Genomic DNA, 23,806 nt, shown 5'->3' with positions numbered 1-23,806 from the left:
GCTACAACGTGAATTCGTTCCACATCAGCAGCAACACGCTACTATTAGTGGCTACACTTTTCCTGCCGAGTCGCCACAAAACCCAGCTCAGCACCCCATTTCCCTTATTTACCAGCAGTAACTTCGGATTAGAGTCCGTGCGGAACCCGCTCGCCGATCGCGTAAGCCAGGAGTAGCCATGGACCCAGTCGACCAGCGCGCCCGGGCCGTCACCCGCGACGAGGCGCTGAGCCGCGTGCTGGCATATCGCGAGCGTGGCCGGTCCCGGCCGACGGTGGTGCGCGCATCCCTGGCCGTGCTTGCCGGCGCGTTGCTCATCGCCTCCATCCCGCTGATCGTGCTGCTTCCGGAGCTGGGCATCCCGGCCCTGCTGGTCGCGTTTCGGCTGCTCGCGGTCGAAGCCGATTGGGCCGCGCGCGCCTATGCGTGGACCGACTGGCGCTTCACACAGGCGCGTGCGTGGTTGCACCGTCAGTCCGGATTTGTGCAGGCAGCCGTCATAGGCGGATTGCTGCTGTTGGCCGTCGCTTTGGTGTGGCTGGTGGTCGACGAGTTGGTCTAGCGGGTCTAGGCAAGGGTGACCCAATGACGACGAAACGGGACCGACAGACCGGGCGGCGCGGTTTGATGCAGGCCCTTACCGCGCTGTGCGTCCGGTATGTCGAACGTCTCATGCCGGATCCGTATTTGTTCGCGGTCATCCTGACCGTCCTGGTGGTCGCGCTGGTGGCGCTGCTGGTCGACGACGCAACGCCGGCCGGCGTGCTCATGGCGTGGTATGGCGGCGTGTGGGGATCGCAGAACATCTTCACCTTTGCCTTCCAGATGGTGCTGATCCTGGTGACGGGTTATACGCTCGCGGAGGCGCCGATTCTGAAGCGGGCCATCATCGCGGTGGCGAGCAAGCCGACGAACCAGGTTGGGGCGGCTCTGCTGTGTTTCGGTGTCAGCGCCGTCCTTTCGTTGTTGAACTGGGGGCTCGGTCTGGTCGCGGGGGCGCTGGTCGCCCGTCAGGTTGCCAAACGGCTTGCGGGCGCCCATTTCGGTTATCTTGTCGCCGCGGCGTTCATGGGTTTCATCGTCTGGACGCAGGGGCTCTCGTCGTCGATTGCGTTGGCGAACACCGATGTCGGCAGTCCCATCAACGTGATACACAAGCTGACCGGCATGGTGGTGCCGCTGAAGCTGACGATTTTCCAGCCCTACAGCTGGGTGGCCGTGATCGTTGTGCTGGTGCTGCTCGGGCTTGCGATCCGGCGGATGGAACCGGCCCTGTCCCTCGAGCCCGACCCGGCCGTTTTCGAGGACGAGGGGTCCGTCGCGGCCCCGCCCGCGGGCAGCCGGACGTTTGCCGAGTGGCTGGAAAACCTGTGGATTCTCAACGTTGCCGTCTTCGCCGCCGGGATCACCTACTTCTGGCTGAGCGGGTTTGCGTTGAACATCTCGTCGCTGGTCATGCTGTTCACCGTCACCGGTGCGTTGCTGCACCGCACCCCGATTCGGTTCATCCGGGCGTTTTCGGGCGCGGCGAGGGTGTCCGGCCCGCTGCTGCTGCAGTACCCGCTGTACGGCGGGATCGTCGGTCTGCTGGGTTATGTCCCCGCCGGATCGGGTAGACCGCTGCAGACGGTGCTGGCGGCGGCCTTGGTGACCGGCGCCAACCAATACACCCTGCCGTTTTTGACGTTCGTCGGTTCGATCATCATCTCGCTGTTCGTCCCGTCCGGCGGCGGGCACTGGGCTGTGCAGGGGCCCGTCGCGGTCGACTCGGCACTAGCCATCGGTCAGCGCACACCCGCTTACCTCGGGCTGATCTCGATGTCCGTCGCCGTCGGCGAAGCGGTCGCGAACATGATCCAGCCGTTTTGGCTGCTGCCGCTGCTGGCGATCGCGAAGCTCAATGCCCGCCAGGTGATGGGGTTTACCATCGTGGCCTTCCTGATCGGTTCGGCGGTATTCGGCGCTGCGCTGCTGATTGCGCCCTATGTGCTCTGACAACACAACCGGCTTCCCGCCCGACGAGATCAGCGCCCGGCTGGCGCGCCGACTCGTGGACAGTCAGTTCCCGCACTGGTCGTCACTTGCCATCACGCCTGTGGCCCACCAGGGTGTCGACAACCGCACCTTCCGGCTCGGCGACGAGCTGTCGATCCGGTTGCCCACCGCAGACTGGTATGCGGATCAGGTTGCCAAAGAACAGCATTGGCTGCCGCGGCTGGCGCCGCGGCTGCCGCTACCCATACCTCAACCCGTCGCGATGGGCAGACCCGCATTTCACTATCCCTATCCCTGGTCGGTATACCGTTGGCTCGACGGCACCACCGCGGCCGACGCGGTCACCGAGTGGGGCCCGATCGCGTATGCGCTGGGCCACTTCCTGCGCACACTGCACCACATCGATCCCCGCGACGGTCCAGAACCCGGGCCGCACAACTTCTTTCGCGGCGCACCCGTATCGGTGTATGCCGACGAAACCGGCACCGCCATCGATGAGCTCGGCGGTGAAATCGACGTCGCCGGCGCGCAAGCGGTATGGGCCGCCGCCACCGGCAGCACCCGCGCCGGCGAACCGTGCTGGTTTCACGGCGATGTGGCCGCCGACAACCTGCTGACGCAGCGCGGACGCCTCACCGCGGTCATCGACTTCGGGCTCTGCGGTGTGGGCGACCCCGCGTGTGACACCGTCCTGGCCTGGACCCACCTCGACGCGGGCAGCAGAACGATATTTCGCCGCGCGCTGGACGTCGACGCCGCAACCTGGGCCCGCGGCCGCGGGTGGGCGCTGTGGAAGGCCCTGGTTAGTCTGCGCAGCCACCTCGAAGCCGACGACCCGCACGCTGCCGCGGTTGCCCGGGCCACCATCAACGGTGTCATCGCCGACCACGACGCTGACCGGTAACGGCGGCAGCCGGTACGACGAGCTGCCCGACGTTGTGTGCCAACAGTTTTGACTGTTACCCCTTGCCAAACGCCGCCGGCTGGCATAGGCCTGAACAATGACATCGAACGAATCGCTGCAACCGAACCGCCCCGACAGCAGTGCGTTCGGCTCGGTGATCGACCGACTCGGCCCGCGGCTGCGCGCCGAGTTCGAGCAGTTGCACCGGTCGGAGCGCACCATCCTTACGGCGCTGGCCAAACCGGAGGTCGCGCGGCAGTTCGCCACCGACCCGCTGGCCACCTTGACGGCGCTGAAAATCGACGTCCCGCCGATCATCAAACAGCGGCTCAAGGCGGCGTCGCTGACCGGCGACGCCCCGGACCTGCACCGGCCCCGAGCATTCCAGTTGCCGAACGGGCAGGTGATCACGGCCAACGTCAATGTCCGATTCACCGGCTCGCCGAAGGTGGGTTAAGAGATGTCGGGGGAACAGACGCACGGCTACGACCTCGTCGTCGAATTCGCCGAACAGGCCTATCAGCAGCTACTGAGCGTCGTCTTCGACACCGGCGGCTTTCTGCTGGGCACCATCCTGGGGGGCCTCGGTATCCATCTCGACCCGGCCACGCCTTTTTCGGTGACGGTCTCCTTCGACCGGCCCGGTGGTCTCCCGCCCGGCGCGACCGACGTCGTCGACATCCATGTGCTGCTCGGCGACGCCGGCACACTCGGGGCGTTGCGCATCGTCGCCAGCGTCGACGTTGACACCAGCACCAACGGAATCGACCTGGTGCGAATCGATCTCGAACAGAAGCTGTGGCTCACCGAGATCGCGGTGGCGGGGTTCCCGATCCCCGGCCTCGACGGACTGTTCGCCGCCTTCTTGCGGAACAACGTCAAACTCATACCGCTGGTGCCCTTCCCTGTCGACCACGCCAGCAGCACCACCACCGCAATGAAGAACGCCGACGTGCACATCGTCGACGACACTTCCCCGGCCGACAAAGACGCGTCGGCGTTCCTGGTCACGTTCGGCGGCGGCAGCCCCGGCGACAAGTCGGCTTTCACCCAGAGCTTCATCACCGGGGGCGGCAACGGGGGCATTGTCGCGTCGATGGCCTGGATCTGCCGGGTCATCAGCCCGATGATTGACAGCGCGCTGAACCTGGGCGGCGCGTTCACCAACTGCAGGCTGACCCGCACTGTGCGCATCGATGAGGACAACGAGGTGGATCTGACCGCGTTGTCGGTCACCGCGGGAGACGACGGCGCGTTGCACGTTCAGGTCAAGATCACCAAGTCCGGTTTCTGTTATTCGGCCACCGGCACCGTCGGGGCGAAGATCACCATCGCCGTCGCCGGCGGGCAGCTCGTGGTGGCCGTGCAGGCCGACGATCCGAACGTCGACGTCGACATCCCCTGGTACTGCTGGGTGGCGGGCGCGGTGATCGGCGCACTGCTCGGGGCGCTACTGCCCTCTGTCATCTATGTGATCGTCGGCGCGGTGCTGGTCCCGCTCATCATGTACATCGCCGAAGAGGTGATCGAGGGCACCATCAACAGCGTCGCCGCACACATCACCGACGCGCTGAACCAGCTGCTGGTCCCGGTGAACATCCCCGCGGTGGGCTTCAACATCGTCTTCAGCGACGCCCGCATCGACGACGTGCAGATCGGCTGCCGGATCCGGCCCATCGACACCGCTCCCGTTCGTGCCGCCGGCACCGTCGTCGTACTCAACGGTTCGGCGTTCGATCTCGACAGCGGCCGGGTCGGCGCGCGCGACATGCCCAGCGGCGACCTCACCGTGCTCGGCGGCCCGTTCGATCGGACGGTGCGGGCGGTGTGCGGTGCCCGCTGGGCCCGAACCGGCCTGCGCGATTCCCTGTCCTTTGACGGCTTGTACCGCGCGGCCGTCTACGGCTACGCCTATGACGCGCCCAACCCGATTCCCCTCGCCGACCTGGCGACCATCGACCCCTTCGGGCTGCTGTTCGGCAACCCGTTCAAGGAATCGCTGCGGATCTACGGCGTGCGCACCAACGAAGGCAGGTGGGCGGCTGTTCAGGCCGTGGACGTGACCCCCGACCACATCCGCTTCCGCTATATCACCTGGGAGAAAGCGCTCGCTTCGGTACAGATTGTCGGCGGATTCACCTGTCCGCCAAGTGTTTCCGGCACCTTCGGCGAGGTGGCCAAGCCGGGCGCGGCGGTATTCGCGCCCTCGCCGGCATTGCGTGTCAGCACGGTTGGGACGCAACGTGATCCATGCGACCAGCTGCGTGCGGCGCTCGATGCCGTGGTTCCGGCTCCCCCGGCGCTCAGGAGTGCCGACCCGGTGAAGGACGCCATTCGCGCGCTGCCGCTCATCGATCGGCGCATCGGTACATTCGTCGGAACCGTGGTGCGGCCGATGCGTGCGCAGGGCCGATTCGACGCCATCGCAACCGGTTTCGGCCCGGGGCTGGAGGCGAAGTGGCAACTCGACGGCACCGCGCTCGGAGCGGCCAGCGGTCAAGTAGACCTGGGCGGCGGCGCGATCGCGCACTACCGGATCACCGGGACCACCCTGTTGCTGACCGTGCAGGCCGGCAAGCCCGTCGAGATGCTGCTATCGGTGACCGTTGTCGACGAAGAGGCGCATGTGGCCTCGGCCGAACGGTGTGTGCACTACGAGCCGCGATGCGTCAACCGCGGCCGCCTGACACCGACATGGAGCGACTACCGCACGGCCTGGGCGACGAACTTCGGCGTGGTCGAGGTCCCGGCCCCGCACCCGGTCATCGGCTGACGAGCCGCTAGGACGCGGGCTCTTGCTCGTCGGCCTCCCGGTAGGGCGCACCAAGATGGGGCACCTCGAGCGGCCCGGCGCGACGCGCGGCCGAGATGGCGCTGCTCAGCAGTGGCGCCAGCCCGGCGAACGATCCGACATCGAACAACATCAGCGTCAGCAGGCGGTTGTGCACGTAGCCGAACGAGCTGCCGGTGTCCGGGTCGGCCCAGCCAAGAGTTCCGCCCAGACCGATGTGGCCGTATCCGGGCAGCAATCCCGGGACCGGCGACGATTGATAGCCGTGGTGGTAGGTGAACGGAATCCCCAGGTTCAGATCCGGTGCCAGATTGGGCTTTCCCCGCAGTTCGCTGACCAACTCGGAGGACAACAGTCGGGTCCCATCGATGACGCCGTCGTTGGCGATCGCCCCGTACACCTTGGCCAGCCCACGCGCGGTGACCACGCCATTGACAGCAGGAAGCTCGCCGTCGAGAAACGGCATATCGCCCTGCAGCATCGACATGATTCCCGGGAAATAGATCGAACCGAGCAGCCCGGAGAACGACAGCCCGGCGACCTTCGGCGCGACGAAGTCGATCACCGGCGTCGGGATGTTCGCCTGCGGTAACAGCGTCTGCGCCGCCGTGGTGGGCGAATCGGCCGGCGGACGGCCCAGATGCAGACCGTCGATGTTGAGCGGGAGCGCCAGCTCTTCACGGAACAGCTCCCGCATTCCCTTGCCGGTAACCGCCCGGGCCAGACCGGAAAGCAGCCATCCGTAGGTCACCGCGTGATAGGCCATCTTCTTGTGCGTGTGGTCCAGCGGCGCCGCGGCCAGCTTCTCCTCCATCAGGAGGTGGTCCAGCACTTCCTTCTTGCCCACCCCTTTGAGGTGTGACAACCCGGCCCGATGCCGCAGCACGTCGCTGACCGTGACTTCGGACTTGCCGTTCGCTCCGAATTCCGGCCAGTATTCGGCGACCGGCACGTCGTAGGACAGCAGTCCCCGGTCGACCAGCCGGTGGATTACCGTCGCGGCCAACCCCTTGGTCGCGGAAAACACCATGGCCCCGGTGTCGGCCGTCCACGGCACTTTGCCACGCCGATCCGACCAACCGGTCCAGACGTCCACGACCTGCACACCGTCGATGTAGACCGCCAGCGCTCCGCCGCCGAACATGCGGCCGGGAAACAGCGCCTTGAACGCTCGGATGAGTCCGGCGAAACGGGAATCGCAGGCACCCTGCACGCCGGACGGCAGGCCATTGTCGGTGGTCAAGACGGACGGTTTCGCCATAACTGAATGATTATGCCTACCGCGCGCGCGGCGCATGGGAATGACTTATCGGGTTGTGATAACGATCGACCCGAAGCTACATCCAGAGGCGCCCCAGTGCGTCGGCCATGGTTTCCGGGTCCTGCTTTTCGGTGTTGCAGCTGACGGCCACCGAGGTCCGCCGGTCGCTGCTGACGCGGAACTCGGTGACGAACCCCGCCCAGCTGCCGCTGTGTTCGAGCGTGCCGTCGGCGCGCGAGAAGATGCCTGCGCCGTAGCGGTCGCCGCCGGCGGGCTCGGTTTCCACCGCCCCGGCCAGCTGCTCGTCGAGCAGTTTGGGGCCACCCACCGTGCCGGTTCGGTAGTTGTCCGCCCATCGCACAAGTTGGCTGGGCGTGGTCTGGATGGCCCCGTCGCCGATCTGCTCCCACGGCGAGTCCAGCACCCGGAACTGGGAACCGGTGTCGCCCTTGTCATACGACACGGCCTTGTCGGGAATCTTGCCGAAAGGATCGACCACCATGGCCAGCCCGAGCGGTTGGAAGACCTCGGTGCTCAGGAATTCCGGCAGCGGTCTGCCCGACACCCGTCGGACTATCTCACCCAGCAGCAGGTAGTTGGAGTTGGAGTATTCGAAATGGGCGCCCGGGCGAAACCCCAGCTCCGGCGCCGCTGCCAACGCTTGCAGCGCTTGAGCCTGGGTGGTCCGGTCGGTTGATTGATATCCCTGTTCTTCGAGCAGTCCGATGTAGTCGGGTATGCCGCTGGTCTGGTGCATCAGTTCGGCCACCGTCACGGTGGCGGCCCAGTCCGGCAGATCGGGAACGTACTGGGCCAGCGGGTCGCCCAGGGCCAGCCGTCCCGCATTGACCAGCAACAGGATCGCGGTAGCGGTGAACTGCTTGGACACTGACCCGATGTCGAAAACGGTGTCGGCGGTGATCTTGGTGCCGGCGGCCAGGTCCGCGATACCCCGAACTCCCGTCCAGACCACTTTCCCCTCCACGCCCACCGCAGCCGAGCAACCCGGCTCCTCGGCGCCGACGGCGCCGTCCAACACGGCCTGGCTGCGGACCTTGACGGCGGAGTCGGCGCTGGCCGCGGTGGTGGTGGTCGAGGAGCTGACGGCGGTGTGCTGGCCGGCGCACCCGCCGAGCAGCAACGCGACCGCCAACAGTAGCCCCCACCCGTGTCGCTTGCCGGCGCGACCTGCCCGCCTGTGGGCGGGCTCGACCGGAATCGCGGGGTGCGACGGGGACAGCGACATCTCAGCGGGATTGTTCGTCAAGTCGGACCACTGTCGCCACATCCCCTTCGTCATCGCCGTCACGGACTCGCCGCGTCCGACCGGCCGTCGTCGGATCGTCGCTGTCATTCGCCCGGCCGCACCGGGTACTGCGGCGCCGCCCCGGCAGCACGCCTGCGACGAGCGACTCCGCTGTGCCTTGGGCCATCGAAAGCAGTTCGGCTGCTTGGGCTTTCAAGCGTCTGAACGGAAGAGCCGGCCCACCAGGGATCGGTTCGGGTCGGCTTCGCGCTCGGCGAGCATCAGTTCGATGCCCTCCTCGATCGCGGCGGCCGCACGCTCGCGCACCTTACGGGCGGCGTTGTCGTCGGCTTCGTGTCCCGCGAACTCGGTGGTGTCGATCGGCTCGCCGAACCAGTAGTACTGCCGCTCGGGTCGCGGTACCGGGGTCAGCCCCACGCCGCGAACCAGCGGTGGGCCGTCGGGCGTGCCGAGCAGCTTGGCAGCCAGGAACTGGCTCGGCGCCAGCAGGGGGGAATCGGTGTCGAGCACGATATCGATGCCGTGCTCGGCTCCCACCGAAGCGAACGGCACGATCGGATACCCGTGCTGAATTGCCAAGCGCGCGAACCCGAGTCGGTTTTTCCAGACCAACTTGTACTGCTCGTTCTTGCGCTTGTTGACCTCACGGGCGCCGCCGGGAAACACCATGACCAGTTCGCCGCGGCGCATCAGTTCCGAGGCAGTCTCGCGGGTGCCTTCGACGACTCCCATCCGCGTCAGCATGTCGCGCCACCCCGGAACCTTGAAGTGGGCGTGGTCGCCGAGGGATCGGACCAATCTGCCGCGCTCCCAGAGCTCGGCGGCCAGCAACGGCGCGTCGACCAAGCCGAGCGTGTTGTGGTTACCCACCAGCAACGCCCGTTCGGTCGGCACATTCTCGATGCCATAGACCTTGGGCTTGATCAGTATTCGCAGCGGCTTCATCAGTCGTAGCGCCGCGTCGACGTCAGCTTGGGACAGCGCGGCTGGAACGGAGACAGTTTCGGCGTTCGGCACACCGTGAGTATGCCCCGGCGCCGCCGCCGCGGCATTGTTTTCGCTGCCCTGCGACTGCCCGCAGGCGGTGTCGCGGTAGGGTACCCGTCAGCCAGGTCAGTCGTCGGGGTGGGAGTCGGATATGCCGGGACGGAAGTTCTCCTTCGAAGTCACCAAGTCCAGTAGCGCGCCGGCCGCGACGCTGTTCCGGCTCGTGACCGACGGTGGTCGATGGTCGTCGTGGGCCAAACCCATCGTCCTGCAATCGAGTTGGGCACGCCAAGGTGATCCGGCGCCCGGCGGCATCGGAGCCGTCCGCAAGGTCGGCATGTGGCCGGTGCTGGTGCAGGAGGAGACCGTCGAATACGAGCAGGATCGCCGTCACGCCTACCGGCTGATCGCGCCCCGGACACCGGCCAAGGACTACCACGCGGAGGTCGTCCTCACGCCGAATGCGTCGGGCGGCACCGATATCCGCTGGAGCGGCTCGTTTACCGAGAGTGTCCGCGGAACCGGACCGGCGATGCGGGCGGCGCTGGGCGGAGCGGTCAAGTTCTTCGCGGGTCGGCTGGTGAAGGCGGCCGAACGCGAGTCTGGCACCGCACCCTAGCGTTTCCGGCCCGGCTCAACGACTTTCAGGACGCCCGGTCGAACCGACCTCGTCCTGGTACTTCTTGGTCATGTGCTCGATCGCCTGTAGCTGTGTGCGGGCAAGGTTTTCGCGCACTTCGCCGGCCCGCGCGGCGGCGTCGAGGGTCGGTTGCGCCTGTCCCTGGAAATGCGGCATCACTTCGGCCGCGAACAGTTCGGCGGAGCGTCTGGTCGCTGCCGGGTTGGCCCACTCATGGCCCATTTGCAGCATGCAGCCGAATCCGCCGGACTGCTCCCACAGCCGCTGCACCTGCGCCCGCGCCCGCTCGGGCGTGCCGATCACGCCGGCTCCGTTCTCGTTGATCATGTCGATCATTTCGTCGAGCCGGCCTCCCGACATCGTCATCTGCGGGAAGGCGGCGATCTTCTGGAAATAGCGGAACCAGGGCTCGATACCGAATTTCACGTCGGCACGGGCCTGTTCGTCGGTCTCGGCGAGGTGGAAGGGACCCACCAGGGTCCAGTTCTTGCGGTCGACCCGGGTGCCGAAGGCTGCGGCGCGTTCCTCGACGATGCCCCAGTGATAGGACAGCGCGTTGAAACCCTCGATGGTCAGCGTCGCACCGATGGACAACAGCCCGATGCCGTGCTTGCCGGCCAACCGCGCGCCGGTCGGCGACGCGACCGCGGCGACCGCCAGCGGGATGCCGCCCTCGGAATACGGGGCGAGCTGCAACTTGGCGTCAAAGAGTTGGTGCGTGGCGGTTTTGGCGGTCACGGTCTCGCCCGCCAGCAGCCGGACGACGATGTCGAGATTGGTTTCCAGAAGCTCCCGCGTGTCGGTCGGCGTCAACCCGATCATGGTCGAATCCGTCGGCAGCGAACCCGGTCCCACCCCGCCGATCACCCGGCCATGGGTGAGGTGATCCAGCAGCATCAACCGGTCGGCGACCCACAGCGGGTTGTGATAGGCGAGCGAGATGACCCCGGTACCGAGCCGGATCCGTTTAGTGCGTTCGGCAGCGGCGGCAATGAAGATTTCTGGCGAGCTGATGATCTCGGTGCCCGCCGAGTGATGTTCGCCGATCCAGGCTTCATCGAAGCCGAGAGCGTCGAGATGTTCGACGAACTCCAAGTCGCGTTGCAAGGCCAGCGTGGGATTGGTACCCGCGCGGTGGAACGGGGCGATGAAATATCCGAACTTGAGCTTGGCCATGTCGATGCTCCCTTGCGATCGGCCTGAGGCGAACCTTAACCGCTGCCGACCAGGCTTAGGCCGGTCTTAGGCCGGTCTTAGGCCATCACAGGAGTCAACGACCGCGCGATCAGGGGTAGCCGCCGCAGATGTTGCCGACGCAGCCGCCACCGCCGCCCGGTCCGCCGCCGCCTCCGCCAACGCCCGGAATGGTGCCGCCGCCGCCGCCCGGTCCGCCGCCGCCGGTGGGTCCGCCCGGGATGCTGCCGCCGCCGCCGCCCGGTCCGCCGCTGCCGGTGGGACCGCCACTACCGGACGGACCACCCGGTGCCGGTGACGTTTCGGACGGCGGCACGCTGGACGGGGCCGTCGTTGTTGTCGTCGATGTCGTTGTCGACGGGGTCGTGCTGCTGCTCGGCCCTTTGTTGCCGCCGCCGCAGGCCACGGCCATGACCAGCATGGCTCCCCCGCCCAAAACCGCGAACGCTGTCCTGGCTTCAGTTCTCATCAGAACCCCACTTTCATTTCAGGCGCATGCGCATTTCAGGCGCATGCGCCTAATACCCCGAGAAGCGCTGGCGCAAACGGCGGCTCGGTCCCATGGGAAGCTGATGACAACCGCGGAGGCCGCAGCCGCCCGCTCGTCGGCGTGATCAAATCCGATGCGCTCCCCGACTGGGTTGCGACGAGTGGACCCGCCCCGTCGCGCAGTGTTTCCGGACAAGTGGCAGTAGGTCCGCTGGATCGTGACCATTGCTGTGACGAGCTCACTTTGACCGACTTACCCCACCGCGCCCGAGATTGCTTCCGGCGTTTACTGGCAACACGTTATTCGTTTCGAATTATTGTGTTCAGCGGCCGACTTATGCGTTGCGTCGATGGTCAGTGGCAGGCATGGCGCAATGCGGCGGGCTAACTCAACTTAGTGGTCGGCAAATGGTATTCCCGCTTCAATTACAGCCCTTTTACATTGACCGCCTAAGCATCGACAACGACGGCCGATGTAAAGAAAATTGGCATTGACAACGAATTGTAATCACGGTTGTATAACGGTTCTATATCGTATTGATGAATCTCGTCCGGCGATTTGCCATCCAGCGTAGTTTGTGCGCAACACGCGGCTCCCGCCGGCTGGCCTGAGTAGCTCCGGGCGGCTGCCGGCCGAGAAAGGTTGAAGTCATGAATTTCACAGTCTTGCCCCCGGAAATCAACTCGGCTCTGATCTTTGCCGGTGCGGGGTCCGAACCGATGCTGGCGGCTGCGGCGGCCTGGGACGAGTTAGCTGAGGAGTTGGTCTCTGCTGCGGCCTCTTTCCAGTCGGTGACGGCTGGGCTGGTCGCTGGATCGTGGCAGGGACCGGCGTCGGCGGCGATGGCGGCGGCGGCGGCGCCGTACACTGGCTGGCTTTCCGCAGCTGCGGTGCAGGCTCAACAGACCGCCATACGAGCGGGCGCCATGGCGGCCGAGTTTGACGGCGTTCGGTCGGCGATGGTGCAGCCTGCGCTGGTAGCGGCCAACCGGAATCAATTGCTGTCGCTGGTGATTTCCAACTTATTCGGGCAAAACGCTCACATCATCGCGGCGACGGAGGCTGCCTATGAGGAGATGTGGGCTCTCGACGTGTCTGCGATGTCCGCCTACCATGCCGGCGCTTCGGGAATCGCGTCGGCGCTAGCTCCGTTCAACCGGGCTCTGGGAGCTCTGGTGCAGCTGCCGGCCGCGGTGGCCGCCGCACCGGCGGCCGTGGTGGCCGCCGCCAAGGCAGCCGTCTCCAGCTTCCCGAGCGTGATGAGCAACTTCGGCGTGGGCTTTGCAAACGCCGGTTTCGGCAACGTGGGCAGTGCGAACCGGGGCGCTTTCAACCTCGGTGCCGCAAACCTCGGCAGCTACAACGTTGGCAGCGGAAATGTCGGCAGCTTAAATCTCGGCAGTGGAAATATCGGCAACAACAACCTCGGCTTTGGAAACCTCGGCAGCAATAACGTCGGCTTCGCGAACATAGGTCCCGGTTTGACGGCAGCCCTAAGCAATTTTGGTTTCGGCAACACCGGCAGCCACAACATCGGCTTCGGAAACACGGGTGACGGCAACATCGGCTTCGGCAACACCGGCAACGGCAATATCGGCATCGGGTTGACCGGTAACAGCCTGACCGGTTTCGGTGGGATGAACTCAGGCGCCGGGAATGTCGGCTTGTTCAACTCGGGCACCGGAAACATCGGGATCGGAAACTCGGGCACCGGTAACTTTGGCATCGTAAACTCAGGCAATAGCTATAACACCGGCGTCGGTAATTCGGGCGAAGCCAACACCGGATTTTTCAATGCCGGTATCGCCAACACCGGCGTCGCAAACACCGGCAACTACAACACAGGCAGCTTCAACGTCGGCAGCTTCAACACCGGCGCCTTCAACCCGGGCAACGCCAACACCGGATACTTCAACCCCGGCAACGTCAACACCGGCGTGGGCAACACGGGCAACGTCAACACCGGCGCGTTCATCTCGGGCAACTTCAGCAACGGCTTTTTGTGGAGAGGCGATTACCAAGGTCTGATCGGCTACTCGGGCACCCTGACGATCCCCCGCATCGGCCTGGACCTCGATGGCTTGGGCGATTTCGGACCAATCACCGTTCCGTCTATCGAGGTGCCCCAGATCGGACTGGGTATCGATAGTTCCGGTGCCGTGGTGGGCCCGATTACGGTGCCGCCGATTACTATTCCATCGATTGGTCTGGGTATCGATAGTTCCGGTGCCGTGGTGGGCCCGATTACGGTGCCGCCGATCAGGATTCCCGAGATCGGCTTGAGCGTCAGTAGTTCCGGCGCCGTGGCCGGTCCGATTACGGTGCCGCCGATCAGGATTCCCCTAATTGGTGTGGGTATCGATAGTTCCGGTGCCGTGGTGGGCCCGATTACGGTGCCGCCGATCAGGATTCCCCTAATTGGTGTGGGTATCAACACGCCCGGTGCTGTGGTCGGCCCAATCACTATCCCGCAAGTCACCCTCAACCAGATTGGGTTCTCGCTGAGCAGCCCGGGCCCGGCGCAGTACGTCATCGGTATCCCGGCGTCCCCGCTTGGGATTGGCCTGCTCGGCGTAACTCCCACCGTAGGTAGCATAGGCCCGGGCAGCGTTACCTTGTCGGTAGGACCGATCACCGTCAGCGGGGGCATCGGTCCCGCGTCCTTCTTCCCGAACGGCTACACCATTCCGTCGATACCCTTGGGTATCAATGTTGGTGGTGGTATTGGTCCGTTCACCGTGTTCCCGGCTGGATATACGCTGCCCGGAATCCCGTTGGATATCAATGTTGGTGGTGATATTGGTCCGTTCACCATGTTCCCGGCTGGATATACGCTGCCCGGAATCCCGTTGGATATCAATGTTGGTGGTGATATTGGTCCGTTCACCATGTTCCCGGCTGGTTACACGCTGCCCGGAATCCCGTTGGATATCAATGTTGGTGGTGATATTGGTCCGTTCACCATGTTCCCGGCTGGTTACACGCTTCCGGAGATTCCTTTGGGTGTCAATGTCGGTGGCGATATCGGTCCGTTCACCACTCCGTCCATTACCATCCCCGCAACTCCGCTGGGCCTGGACCTGTCCGGCGGGGTCGGCCCGATCAACATTCCGATCAGCTTCGGGGGCACACCGGGTTTCGGAAACTCCACCAGTGCGTCATCTGGCTTCTTCAACAGCGGCGCGGGTGGTACATCAGGATTCGGCAACGCCGGATCGGGCGGCTCGGGCTTCTGGAACATCGGTGGGAGCCTGGGGAACTCGGGCTACTTCAACGTGGGGCCGCTGGCATCGGGAGTGGCAAACTTCGGCAACACGGTCTCAGGCCTCTACAACACCAGTACCCTGAACCTGGCGACGCCGGCTCTGAACTCCGGTGTAGCTAATGTCGGCGACCACTTGGCCGGCTTGTTCCGTGGCGCCACGGCGGGCGCCACCACCCTCAACTTCGGCTTCGCCAACCAAGGTGGCCTCAATCTGGGCAGCGCCAACCTTGGTGACCACAATCTGGGCAGCGCAAACGTCGGCAGCTACAACCTCGGCGACGGGAATGTCGGAAACGCAAGTTTGGGTTTCGGAAACATCGGCATGGACAACGTCGGATTCGGCAACATCGGCAGCGGCAACGTCGGCTTCGCGAATACCGGTCCAGGGTTCACGCAGGCCCTGCGGAACATCGGCTTCGGGAACATCGGCAGCACCAACATCGGGCTCGCAAACCTCGGGAACAGCAACATCGGTTTCGGCAACACCGGCAATGGAAACGTCGGTATCGGGCTAACCGGTGACAACCAGGTCGGGTTCGGCGCCTTGAACTCGGGCACGGCGAACGTCGGTTTCGGCAACTCGGGCAACGGCAACATCGGCTTCTTCAATTCCGGCAACGGAAACTTCGGCATCGGGAACTCCGGCGACTACAACACCGGACTAGGCAACGCGGGCGCTGCCAACACCGGCTTCTTCAACGCTGGGAGTGTCAACACCGGCATCGCCAACACCGGCAACCACAACACGGGTAATTTCAACACGGGAGATTTCAACACGGGCGATCTCAACCCGGGCGACACCAACACGGGTTACCTGAATCGAGGTGACTTCAATACCGGCTGGGGAAACACGGGCGACGTCGACACCGGTGCGTTGATTTCAGGGAGCTTCAGCAACGGCCTGCTGTGGCGGGGTGATTTCCAGGGCCTGATCGGATACTCGGGCATCCTCACGATTCCGGCTATCCCAATGGACCTTGACGTGCTCGGCGGGATTGGTCCCATTACGGTTCCCGATATCAGGATTCCGGCCATTCCGCTGGACTTCAACGCGATCGGCGAGATTGGCCCCGTTACCGTTCCCGATATCAGGATTCCGGCCATTCCGCTGGAGCTCAACGCGATTGGCGAGATTGGCCCCGTTACGGTGCCCGACATCAAGATTCCCGCAATTCCGTTGCGATTCATCGAAGATGGCAGCGCGGGACCGATCAAGGTGCCCAGCATTACGGTTCCGCCAATCCCGGTGAACCTCAACGCAATAGCTGAGATCGGCGCCATTACTGTGCCCGGCATCCCGTTTCCCGTAATTCCGCTGACGCTGAACGCAAGTGGGGGAATCGGCCCGGTGACCGTCCCCGGCGTCCCTATTCCGGCAATCAGCGTGGGCATCGGCATAGCCATACCGGTAGCAATCGTCCTCAACAGGCTTCCGCTGGACGTCGCCGGCATCATCACCGGCTTCATCGGACCTATCCCGCTCAGCACGTTTACATTGAGCATCCCACTGGCCGGCAACACCACGGCGTCGAGCATCGGTGGCTTCACGATCCAGCCTTTCGGTCTGAACGTGCCGTTGAGCGGTAACACCAGCGCGGTTACTATCCCCGGCTTCACCATCGATCCGTTCGGTTTGAACATTCCGCTGGCCGGCAGCACCAGCACGTTCACCATCCCCGGCTTCGAAATCGGCAAATTCGAGCTAGATATCCCCTTGTCCGGTACCACCAACGCGGTTACCATCCCGGGCTTCGAAATTGCCCGGTTCGGCTTAAACCTCCCGTTGAGCGGCACCACCGACCCGGTCACCATCCCCGGCTTCACCATCGATCCGTTCGGTCTGAACGTTCCGCTGAGTGGCAGCACGAGCGCCTTCACCATCCCCGGCTTCAGCATTGGCGGATTCCCGCTGAACACCGAACTCAACGGCGGCTTGGGGCCGGTGGATATCCCCATCAACATCGCGGGGACTCCAGGGATTGGAAACCTCACCACCAACCCGTCGTCGGGATTCTTCAACAGCGGGACGGGGAGCACTTCGGGTTACGGCAATGTCGGAGCAGGAGTTTCGGGCTTCTGGAACCAGGTGCCGAACCTGCTGCCCGGAGGACTTTCCGGCTACCAAAACTACGGTCAATTGGCGTCAGGGTTCGCCAACTTGGGGAACACCATCTCGGGCTACTACAACACCAGCACGGTCGGGCACCTCGCGGCGGCGTTCGACTCCGGGCTCAAGAACATCGGCGAGCAGCTCGCGGGCTTCTTCCGCACGTAGTGCTGGGCCGCAACCGCACAGGTAGGGGGCCACGCCGCCTGACGGAGGTGTCGCGTGGTCAGGCCGCCTGCCCCACCTCCTACCCTTCCTTGGTGATCAACTTCCGCAGCGCCACGCGGTCGGGCACCAGCAGCTCTTCGATGCGCGGCTTGTTCACCTCGGCGACGATGATCTCGCCGACGTCTTGATTGACCTCGCTGAAGATGCCGTGCGACTTCATCTTTGAGGTCTGATACTGGTTGTCCTCGGTCGGCGTGACGTAGTAGACGGCGTCGGCCTTGAACCGGTGGACCAGCCAGAGGTGGATCAACGTCATCAGCCGCTTCTGCCGCAGCTTCTGCGCGAAGGTGTTTTGATCGCGCACCGTGAGGATGCTGCGGCCGTGCCGGTCCTTGATGGGGTCGAAGACGACGTTGGCCAGCGGCTCGTCGTCGTTGCCGTAGATCCCGAGTTCGAGCACGTCCGAGCCGGCGCGGCGGGGCCGCAATTGCACCCGCAGCTTCTCACCGAGCTGGTAGTGCTCGCTCCACAGTGCAAGCCATTCCTCCAAGAGCTTCTTGGGCACCTCGGTCTGCACCAGATGCTGGTGCTGGGTGGAGCCCTTGCCCATCGCCTTGGTGGTCGCGGTGCGCCCAGACGAGGCGGCCAGTGCCGCGTCGCTGCGCGGCCCGCCGACCAGGGTCTGCGGCGTCCGGTAGGGCGACTCGACCAGGCGCATCTTGCGCTGCAGGCGGGCCAGCGCAAGCATGCCGTCCTGCTGCAGTGAGGTGGCGAACTCCTCGGCCGCGACGCCGTCGATTTGGTGTCCGCCGTAGGTGATGAAGTTGAAGACGAAGCCCATCTTGCCGAGCTCAACGGGGAACTGCTTCATCTCCTCGTCGGTCATACCGGTGGTGTCCCAGTTGAACGACGGCGAAAGGTTGTAGGCCAGCATTTGGTCGGGATACTCGGCATGGATCGCCTCGGCGAATTGGCGGGCATCGGCCAGATCGGCGGTCTTGGTTTCCATCCAGAGGATGTCGGCAAACGGTGCGGCCGCCAGCGATTTGGCAATCGCATACGGAATGCCGCCGCGGACCTGGTAGTAGCCCTCCGGGGTCTTGGCCAGCTCGCAGTCCCACCCCGGGTCGGCGCCCAACTCCTTGGCCTTGGTCCGTGCCGCGTAGAGCGAGGCGCGACCGGCGAACGCCCGCCATTCCTCGGGACTCATGCCCACGGATTCGCCTTCACTCTCACCGAACGCGAGGACGTCGGCCACGGCTTCGCCGTACGTCATCAGCCCGGCGTCGTCCTCCCAGGCGGCCACGAACCGCGACTCCACCTGGTCGAAGAGGTCGTCGATCGATGTCATGCCGTTTTCTCGCCAGGTGTTGACGGCATCGGTGATGACGCCCATGATGCCTTGACGCTCGAGCCAGGCGGTGGCCGTCGCGTACTCGCCCTCGGCGAGCGCGTAGAGAAGGTGGCCGTTCAATTCTTTGACGCCCAGCTCGTAGAAGCGCCGCAGCATCGCCAGGAAGCACGCTTTGTACGAGGGAATGTTGAGGTTGGTGGCGCCGAGCAGGAACGGCTGGTCACGCTCGTCGGCTCGGCTGTCGATCAGGTTGGCCGCCTCGGCATCGGTGCGCGCGACGATGATGCCGGGCACCCCCATGACGTCGAGTTGGAAGCGGGCGGCGTTGAGGCGCTTGATCTGTTCGTCCGACGGCACCAATACCTTGCCGCCCTGGTGACCGCACTTCTTGGTGCCGGGGCGCTGGTCCTCGATGTGGTACCCCGGCACGCCGACCTCGACGAAGCGGCGGACCAGGTTGCGCACGTGCGGATCACCGCCGTGACCGGTGTCGGCGTCGGCGATGATGAACGGCCGGAAGTCGTACACCGGGGCCGCAGCGCGCTGCTGTTCGGTCATGTTCAGCCGCAGATACTCCTGGTTGCGGTCGGCGGTCAGCAGTGCGCGCACCAGCACGGCGGCGTCGTCGGGCACCTGGCTCAGCGGATAGCTGGCCAGGTCGGGACCGGGATCTTCGGTGGTGGAACCCTTGGCTGACGTTGCCCATCCGCCGAGGTAGATCGCCTCGATACCCATACGCTTCATGCTCACCGCCTGCCCCGGCGAGTAGGGGCCGAAGGTGGTGATGCTCTTGTGTTCGGTGAAAAGCTCGCGCAGGCGCTTGTAGAAAGCTGCCGCCGCGGTGCGAGCCACGGTGTAGTCGACCGGGATTGTGCCGCGCTGTTCTACGACTTGCCGGGCAGTGTAGAGCCGGATGATGCCGGCGAAGCGGGCGCTGTCGAAGTATCGCTGCGTCTCGGCTGTCTCTTTGTCGAAGTCTTGCTCGAATGGTGTACGGACCGCAGTGTCCGTTTCGGCGATAGCCATGGGCTTGCGCTCCTTTGTGCGCCCGATTCCGCTGACGCAGAGAGTGTATCCCTGGATTGGGCAGTTAATTCACCGGCTGACCGGGTGGTTGTCCACCCGGTCAGAGACGCGGCGGTGAGGCCGCGCGGCCGGTGGCCGGCACGCCCGGAAGCGCCGGAAGCGCGAGGTCAGTGTGGGGAGTTACGTCCAAGGGCGCGCCGGCTCGTTCAACCAGTCCCGCTGACGCCGGACGAACTCCGCGTCCACGACGCTGCCGTGGCCGGGGACGTAGATGGCGTCGGGTCCGCCGAGTGCCAGTAGCCGATCAAGCGTCGCAGGCCAGGACGCGACATCGGAATCGGCGTCGATCAGCGGATCGGCCGACTCCTCGACGAGGTCGCCGGTGAAGACCACGACCGGTTCGGCGCTGGCGGCCGCGCCCGGAACCACCACCACCAGGTCCGCGGTGGTGTGTCCGGTGCCCAGGTGGGTGACCGTGACGGAGCGGCCGCCGAGATCGATTACCGCGTCGTAGATACCCCGCCGAGGCGGCCGCAAGGCGGCGATCGCGCGGTCGATCTGCACCGCGTCGGCGCCGTATTGCAGTGCATGGGCGCGCAGCTGGTCGGTTGCCGACCACAGATAGTCGACAACCTCGGGAGCGGCGTATATCTGCGCGCCGGCGAAGCCCGCTGATCCCAGCACGTGGTCAAAGTGCTTGTGTGTCAAGACAATATGTGTTACCCGGCAATGGGCGATCTGGCTGACGTCGGCCTGGATCCTGGCCGCTTCAGCCAGCGTGGTGCCGGCGTCGATCAGCAGCGCCGTGCCGCGGCCCACCACCAGGCCGACCGTGACGTCGCAAAACGGCAGCCGGCAGCGATACACGCTTGCGGTCAGCTGCTCCCAGCGGTAGTGCACAGCTAGCAGGATAGGCCGCGAAGCCCGGCGTCGTCCCAGCCATTCCGGCTTGGTACCGGGCGACAAACGGATTGCCGGCGTGTTCAATCACAGGGGACTCCCCGCTTGCGCGGTTGCGGCAGGGCCGGGTGCTGCGGTTCGACGAGCCGATTCGGAGGAACACAATGCGTGCAGTCGTTATCACCAAACATGGTGACCCGTCGGTGCTGCAGGTGCAGCAACGCCCGGACCCGCCGCCACCGGGTCCGGGCCAGCTGCGGATTGCCGTTCGCGCCGCCGGTGTGAACTTCGCCGACCACCTCGCCCGGGTCGGCCTGTACCCGGATGCACCGAAACTTCCGGCGGTGGTGGGCTACGAGGTCGCCGGGACGGTCGAGGCCGTCGGCGAAGGTGTCGACCAAAGCCGGGTCGGCGAACGTGTCCTGGCCGGAACACGATTCGGCGGCTACGCCGAAATAGTCAACGTGGCCGCGACCGATTCGGTGGTGCTTCCCGAGGCGTTGAGCTTCGAGCAGGGCGCCGCGGTTCCGGTGAACTACGCGACCGCATGGGCGGCACTGCACGGTTACGGGTCGTTGCGTGCCGGCGAGCGGGTGTTGGTTCATGCGGCCGCGGGCGGAGTGGGCATCGCGGCGATTCAATTCGCCAAGGCTGCCGGCGCCGAAGTGCACGGCACCGCCTCGCCGGGAAAGCACCAGAAGCTGGCCGAGTTGGGCGTGGATCGTGCCATCGACTACCGCCGCGACGGCTGGTGGAAGGGCCTAGGCCCCTACGACCTCGTGCTCGATGCACTCGGCGGCACCTCGCTGCGGCGGTCCTACGATCTGCTGCGCCCCGGGGGAAGGCTGGTCGGATACGGGATTTCGAACATGCAGCAAGGCGAGAAGCGCTCACTGCGCCGGGTGGCTCCGCACGCGTTGTCGATGCTGCGCGGCTTCAATTTGATGAAACAACTCGAGGACTCGAAAACCGTGATCGGTCTCAATATGCTGCGGTTGTGGGATGACCGTGGCACCCTCGAACCTTGGATCACGCCGCTACGCGAGGCTCTTGACGAGGGTACGGCCCGGCCGATCGTTCATGCGGCTGTGCCGTTCGCGGAAGCGCCGGCAGCGCACCGGATTCTGGCGGCACGGGAGAACATCGGCAAGGTTGTCCTGGTCCCCTGAGTACTGGAATGCCGGATGGCAGCTCTGTTGATTGTCGTTTTAGCCGGCGCGGAGTTGGCTATGTTTCCTCCCATGGCCGTCACTGAGTCCCGCGAGCTCGTCATCGAGGCGACGCCCAAGGAAATCCTGGACGTATTGTTCGACCTCGAATCGTTGCCGCAGTGGTCCTCGATTCATCGAAACGTCGAAATCCTGGAGCGCGACGATCAAGGCCGTCCGACCAAGTCTCGGCAAGAGGTCAAGATCGTCGGCGTCGGCGACGAGCAAGTGCTGAACTACTCGGTTCACGACGACGGCGTGAGCTGGACCTTGGTCAGCGCCAAACAGCAACGCGCGCAGCAGGGCCGCTACACGCTGACCCCGGACGGCGATTCCACCAGGGTTCGGTTCGATCTCACCGTGGACCTGCTGGTGCCGTTGCCGGGGTTCCTCGTCCGACGAGGCGCCAAAGGGGTGATGGACACTGCTACCCGAGGCCTTCGTGACCGGGTGTTAGCGGTTAAGGGGCGCGCCGGCTAAGGCGCGGCGGAGGCGCACGGTTGATCGCCGATCGGCGGCATCCGGCGGGTGAAACCGCTTTATTCCGCAGTCGCTGCGCGCGACACTGTCCATATGAAACTCGTAGCGGCGCACATACTTAAGTCGATTGCCCCGGTTTTCACGGGGCTGGCTCTGGTGCTGGCATTGGTTGGCCGCGGCGGCGACGGCAGCCCCCGAATGCCTTCGTCGGCGCCGGCCCTGCTGACGGCCGGCATGACGAAGGCGGCACCCGCCGGCGGGCCATTGACGATCAGCAGTCCCGCGTTTGCCGACGGCGCTCCCATCCCGGTGCAATACACCTGCAAAGGGGCCAACATCGCGCCGCCGCTGAGCTGGTCCGCGCCGTTGGGGGCAGCGTTGGTTGTCGATGATCCGGACGCGGTCGGGGGAAACTACGTCCACTGGATCGTGATCGGAATCCCTCCCGGAGCCGGCAGCTCCGCGGATGGTCAGACTCCTGCCGGAGGCACCAGCCTGCCGAACTCGGGTGGCCAGGCCGCATACAGCGGGCCCTGCCCGCCGCCGGGCACCGGGACGCACCACTACCGCTTCACCCTGTATCAGCTTCCGGCCACGCTGCAACTTCCCCCGGGATTGGTTGGGTTGCGGGCGGCTGAGGCGATAACGCGAGCCACCACGGCGCAGGCCCAACTCACCGGAACGTTCGGAGGCTGACCGATCCCGTCGGCTACCGGTCGTCCAGTGCCTGATAGGCGGCGTTGTAACCGGGAATGAAGGTGATGCCGGGACCGCCATGGCATCCGGCACTGCCGAGATACAGACCCTCGATCGGAATCGGGAAGTCGCGAAATCCTTTGGTTCCCGGCCGGTTAGGGCCAATCAAATCGGGGTGCAGCAGCCCGTGGCAGAAATCGCCGGCGGGGGCGCCGAACATCGATTGCATGTGGTGCGGCGCGAAGATGATCTGGCGGATCACGATGTCTTTGAAGTTCGGGGCGAAGCGGCTGATCTTGTCGATAACACGTCGAGCCATCACATTTTTGAGGTGGCCGTGTTGGTTGCGGCAGGCTTCGACAGGGAAGCCGTAGGCGAACGCGCTTGCGGCGTGCTTACCGGGCGGCGCAAGACCGGAGTCGTGCACCGACGGTATCTGCAGCCCCATCGACGGATTGTCCGGCACGGCGCCGCGGCGGCACATTTCCCATTGCAGCTGTTGCTCTTCGGGCGAGCCGAAGATGCCGACCGACTGCTGCATGCCGGCCTCGTTCAACAACTCATACGGCGGGGCGAATTCGGGCAGCCCGTCGAGAGCGAAGTGCAGTTGCACGAAGGAGGCGCGGTGATCGCGGCCGGACAAGCGCTAGACGAGTTCGGCCGGAACGTGTTCGGGCGCCACCAGCTCGGTGAGGGTCATGTCCGGCGCTAGGTTGGACACCACGATCGGCGCGCTGATGGTCGACCCGTCACGCAATCGCACACCGGTGACTGCGCCGTGGTCGACCTGGATCTGGTCGACCTTTGCGCGGAACCGGATCTCGCCGCCATGGGAGAGGAAGAGCTCGAGTAGGTGTTCGGTGAGGGCGCCGATGCCGCCCTCTAGATGAGTAATTCCCAACTGCGCGCGGAGTGTGCATCGGCTGCGCCGAGTGTGTACTGGCGGCGGCGACACGCCGAGCGGCGCCGCAGTGGTTGCACTCTCGGCGTGTCGGCTTGTGAAGGATGTGGTTGGAGGGCACCGATGGACAGTTATGAAGACAGACCTCGATGCCCTCCTGACCGAACTGTAT

At 65.0% G+C, this 23,806-nt stretch carries 18 protein-coding genes and 1 pseudogene; 10 read left to right on the top strand and 9 right to left on the bottom strand.

What is annotated here, in order from left to right:
* Positions 1-178 precede the first annotated feature (178 nt).
* The 5 genes from EET03_RS14120 to EET03_RS14100 all read left to right on the top strand — a co-directional run bounded on the left by EET03_RS14120 (position 179) and on the right by EET03_RS14100 (position 5,672).
* A complete protein-coding gene (locus EET03_RS14120) occupies positions 179-562 on the top strand; it encodes a hypothetical protein (RefSeq protein WP_063471544.1) in 384 nt (127 codons plus the stop codon).
* A gap of 23 nt (positions 563-585) precedes the next feature.
* The gene (locus EET03_RS14115; RefSeq protein WP_075544714.1) at positions 586-1,995 is read left to right on the top strand and encodes a TIGR00366 family protein; all 1,410 of its coding nucleotides are present in this window, start codon (positions 586-588) and stop codon (positions 1,993-1,995) included.
* The gene (locus EET03_RS14110; RefSeq protein WP_075544713.1) at positions 1,985-2,899 is read left to right on the top strand and encodes an aminoglycoside phosphotransferase family protein; all 915 of its coding nucleotides are present in this window, start codon (positions 1,985-1,987) and stop codon (positions 2,897-2,899) included. Before EET03_RS14115 ends, EET03_RS14110 begins: the two co-directional genes overlap by 11 nt.
* A gap of 97 nt (positions 2,900-2,996) precedes the next feature.
* Positions 2,997-3,356, top strand: coding sequence for a hypothetical protein (locus EET03_RS14105; protein ID WP_075544712.1), 360 nt, complete (start codon positions 2,997-2,999; stop codon positions 3,354-3,356).
* 3 nt (positions 3,357-3,359) lie between these two features.
* A complete protein-coding gene (locus tag EET03_RS14100; protein WP_075544711.1) occupies positions 3,360-5,672 on the top strand; it encodes a hypothetical protein in 2,313 nt (770 codons plus the stop codon).
* A 7-nt stretch (positions 5,673-5,679) separates the two neighbouring features.
* On the opposite strand, the gene lipD is transcribed toward EET03_RS14100, so the two are convergent.
* The 3 genes from lipD to EET03_RS14085 form a co-directional block, all read right to left on the bottom strand.
* A complete protein-coding gene (lipD, locus tag EET03_RS14095; protein ID WP_063471539.1) occupies positions 5,680-6,951 on the bottom strand; it encodes a lipase LipD in 1,272 nt (423 codons plus the stop codon).
* 76 nt (positions 6,952-7,027) lie between these two features.
* Entirely contained in the window at positions 7,028-8,197 is a 1,170-nt protein-coding gene (locus EET03_RS14090) for a serine hydrolase domain-containing protein (protein ID WP_075544715.1), read from the bottom strand.
* 213 nt (positions 8,198-8,410) lie between these two features.
* Entirely contained in the window at positions 8,411-9,163 is a 753-nt protein-coding gene (locus EET03_RS14085; RefSeq protein WP_244232357.1) for a lysophospholipid acyltransferase family protein, read from the bottom strand.
* A gap of 193 nt (positions 9,164-9,356) precedes the next feature.
* On the opposite strand from EET03_RS14085, the gene EET03_RS14080 reads away from it, so the two are divergent.
* Entirely contained in the window at positions 9,357-9,824 is a 468-nt protein-coding gene (locus EET03_RS14080) for an SRPBCC family protein (protein ID WP_075544709.1), read from the top strand.
* A 15-nt stretch (positions 9,825-9,839) separates the two neighbouring features.
* On the opposite strand, the gene EET03_RS14075 is transcribed toward EET03_RS14080, so the two are convergent.
* Complete coding sequence (locus EET03_RS14075) at positions 9,840-11,021, bottom strand: LLM class flavin-dependent oxidoreductase (protein WP_099193541.1); 1,182 nt, start codon at positions 11,019-11,021, stop codon at positions 9,840-9,842.
* Between the two features lie 109 nt (positions 11,022-11,130).
* Positions 11,131-11,508: a hypothetical protein gene (locus tag EET03_RS30255; RefSeq protein WP_063471536.1), complete on the bottom strand. Its 378-nt coding sequence runs from the start codon at positions 11,506-11,508 to the stop codon at positions 11,131-11,133.
* A 671-nt stretch (positions 11,509-12,179) separates the two neighbouring features.
* On the opposite strand from EET03_RS30255, the gene EET03_RS14065 reads away from it, so the two are divergent.
* Positions 12,180-17,069 carry a PPE family protein gene (locus tag EET03_RS14065; protein ID WP_099193540.1) on the top strand — a complete coding sequence of 1,630 codons (4,890 nt, stop codon included), beginning with the start codon at positions 12,180-12,182 and terminating at the stop codon, positions 17,067-17,069.
* Positions 17,070-17,148: 79 nt separating this feature from the next.
* Here the strand turns inward: EET03_RS14065 and aceA are convergent, their stop codons facing one another.
* Together aceA and EET03_RS14055 are read right to left on the bottom strand one after the other, a co-directional pair.
* Positions 17,149-19,449, bottom strand: coding sequence for an isocitrate lyase ICL2 (gene aceA / locus EET03_RS14060; protein WP_075544705.1), 2,301 nt, complete (start codon positions 19,447-19,449; stop codon positions 17,149-17,151).
* Positions 19,450-19,629: 180 nt separating this feature from the next.
* The gene (locus EET03_RS14055; RefSeq protein ID WP_075544704.1) at positions 19,630-20,349 is read right to left on the bottom strand and encodes an MBL fold metallo-hydrolase; all 720 of its coding nucleotides are present in this window, start codon (positions 20,347-20,349) and stop codon (positions 19,630-19,632) included.
* A gap of 164 nt (positions 20,350-20,513) precedes the next feature.
* On the opposite strand from EET03_RS14055, the gene EET03_RS14050 reads away from it, so the two are divergent.
* From EET03_RS14050 to EET03_RS14040, 3 genes are all read left to right on the top strand, one after another.
* Complete coding sequence (locus EET03_RS14050) at positions 20,514-21,518, top strand: synaptic vesicle VAT-1 family membrane protein (RefSeq protein WP_063471532.1); 1,005 nt, start codon at positions 20,514-20,516, stop codon at positions 21,516-21,518.
* Between the two features lie 72 nt (positions 21,519-21,590).
* Complete coding sequence (locus EET03_RS14045) at positions 21,591-22,037, top strand: SRPBCC family protein (RefSeq protein ID WP_075544703.1); 447 nt, start codon at positions 21,591-21,593, stop codon at positions 22,035-22,037.
* A 93-nt stretch (positions 22,038-22,130) separates the two neighbouring features.
* Positions 22,131-22,733 carry a YbhB/YbcL family Raf kinase inhibitor-like protein gene (locus EET03_RS14040; RefSeq protein ID WP_075544702.1) on the top strand — a complete coding sequence of 201 codons (603 nt, stop codon included), beginning with the start codon at positions 22,131-22,133 and terminating at the stop codon, positions 22,731-22,733.
* 13 nt (positions 22,734-22,746) lie between these two features.
* On the opposite strand, the pseudogene EET03_RS33280 reads toward EET03_RS14040, so the two are convergent.
* Together EET03_RS33280 and EET03_RS33275 are read right to left on the bottom strand one after the other, a co-directional pair.
* Positions 22,747-22,953, bottom strand: a pseudogene (locus EET03_RS33280) (NAD(P)/FAD-dependent oxidoreductase); the annotation flags it as partial.
* Positions 22,954-23,379: 426 nt separating this feature from the next.
* Positions 23,380-23,634, bottom strand: a complete 255-nt coding sequence (locus EET03_RS33275; RefSeq protein ID WP_482805335.1) for an FAD-dependent oxidoreductase — start codon at positions 23,632-23,634, stop codon at positions 23,380-23,382.
* Positions 23,635-23,806: the final 172 nt, after the last annotated feature.

Origin of the sequence: Mycobacterium innocens (assembly GCF_900566055.1) — a bacterium.
GTDB lineage: Bacteria > Actinomycetota > Actinomycetes > Mycobacteriales > Mycobacteriaceae > Mycobacterium > Mycobacterium innocens.
This window is presented reverse-complemented; position numbering and strand designations above follow the sequence as displayed.

Bases quoted from the DNA above. Each gene is read 5' to 3' on its own strand.
- EET03_RS14100 (WP_075544711.1), top strand. From the start codon at position 3,360: ATGTCGGGGGAACAGACGCACGGCTACGACCTCGTCGTCGAATTCGCC.
- EET03_RS14065 (WP_099193540.1), top strand. From the start codon at position 12,180: ATGAATTTCACAGTCTTGCCCCCGGAAATCAACTCGGCTCTGATCTTT.
- EET03_RS14115 (WP_075544714.1), top strand. From the start codon at position 586: ATGACGACGAAACGGGACCGACAGACCGGGCGGCGCGGTTTGATGCAG.
- aceA (WP_075544705.1), bottom strand. From the start codon at position 19,449: ATGGCTATCGCCGAAACGGACACTGCGGTCCGTACACCATTCGAGCAA.
- EET03_RS14040 (WP_075544702.1), top strand. From the start codon at position 22,131: ATGAAACTCGTAGCGGCGCACATACTTAAGTCGATTGCCCCGGTTTTC.
- EET03_RS14085 (WP_244232357.1), bottom strand. From the start codon at position 9,163: ATGAAGCCGCTGCGAATACTGATCAAGCCCAAGGTCTATGGCATCGAG.
- EET03_RS30255 (WP_063471536.1), bottom strand. From the start codon at position 11,508: ATGAGAACTGAAGCCAGGACAGCGTTCGCGGTTTTGGGCGGGGGAGCC.
- EET03_RS14045 (WP_075544703.1), top strand. From the start codon at position 21,591: ATGGCCGTCACTGAGTCCCGCGAGCTCGTCATCGAGGCGACGCCCAAG.
- EET03_RS14080 (WP_075544709.1), top strand. From the start codon at position 9,357: ATGCCGGGACGGAAGTTCTCCTTCGAAGTCACCAAGTCCAGTAGCGCG.
- EET03_RS14050 (WP_063471532.1), top strand. From the start codon at position 20,514: ATGCGTGCAGTCGTTATCACCAAACATGGTGACCCGTCGGTGCTGCAG.
- EET03_RS14105 (WP_075544712.1), top strand. From the start codon at position 2,997: ATGACATCGAACGAATCGCTGCAACCGAACCGCCCCGACAGCAGTGCG.
- lipD (WP_063471539.1), bottom strand. From the start codon at position 6,951: ATGGCGAAACCGTCCGTCTTGACCACCGACAATGGCCTGCCGTCCGGC.
- EET03_RS14120 (WP_063471544.1), top strand. From the start codon at position 179: ATGGACCCAGTCGACCAGCGCGCCCGGGCCGTCACCCGCGACGAGGCG.
- EET03_RS14075 (WP_099193541.1), bottom strand. From the start codon at position 11,021: ATGGCCAAGCTCAAGTTCGGATATTTCATCGCCCCGTTCCACCGCGCG.
- EET03_RS14110 (WP_075544713.1), top strand. From the start codon at position 1,985: ATGTGCTCTGACAACACAACCGGCTTCCCGCCCGACGAGATCAGCGCC.
- EET03_RS14090 (WP_075544715.1), bottom strand. From the start codon at position 8,197: ATGTCGCTGTCCCCGTCGCACCCCGCGATTCCGGTCGAGCCCGCCCAC.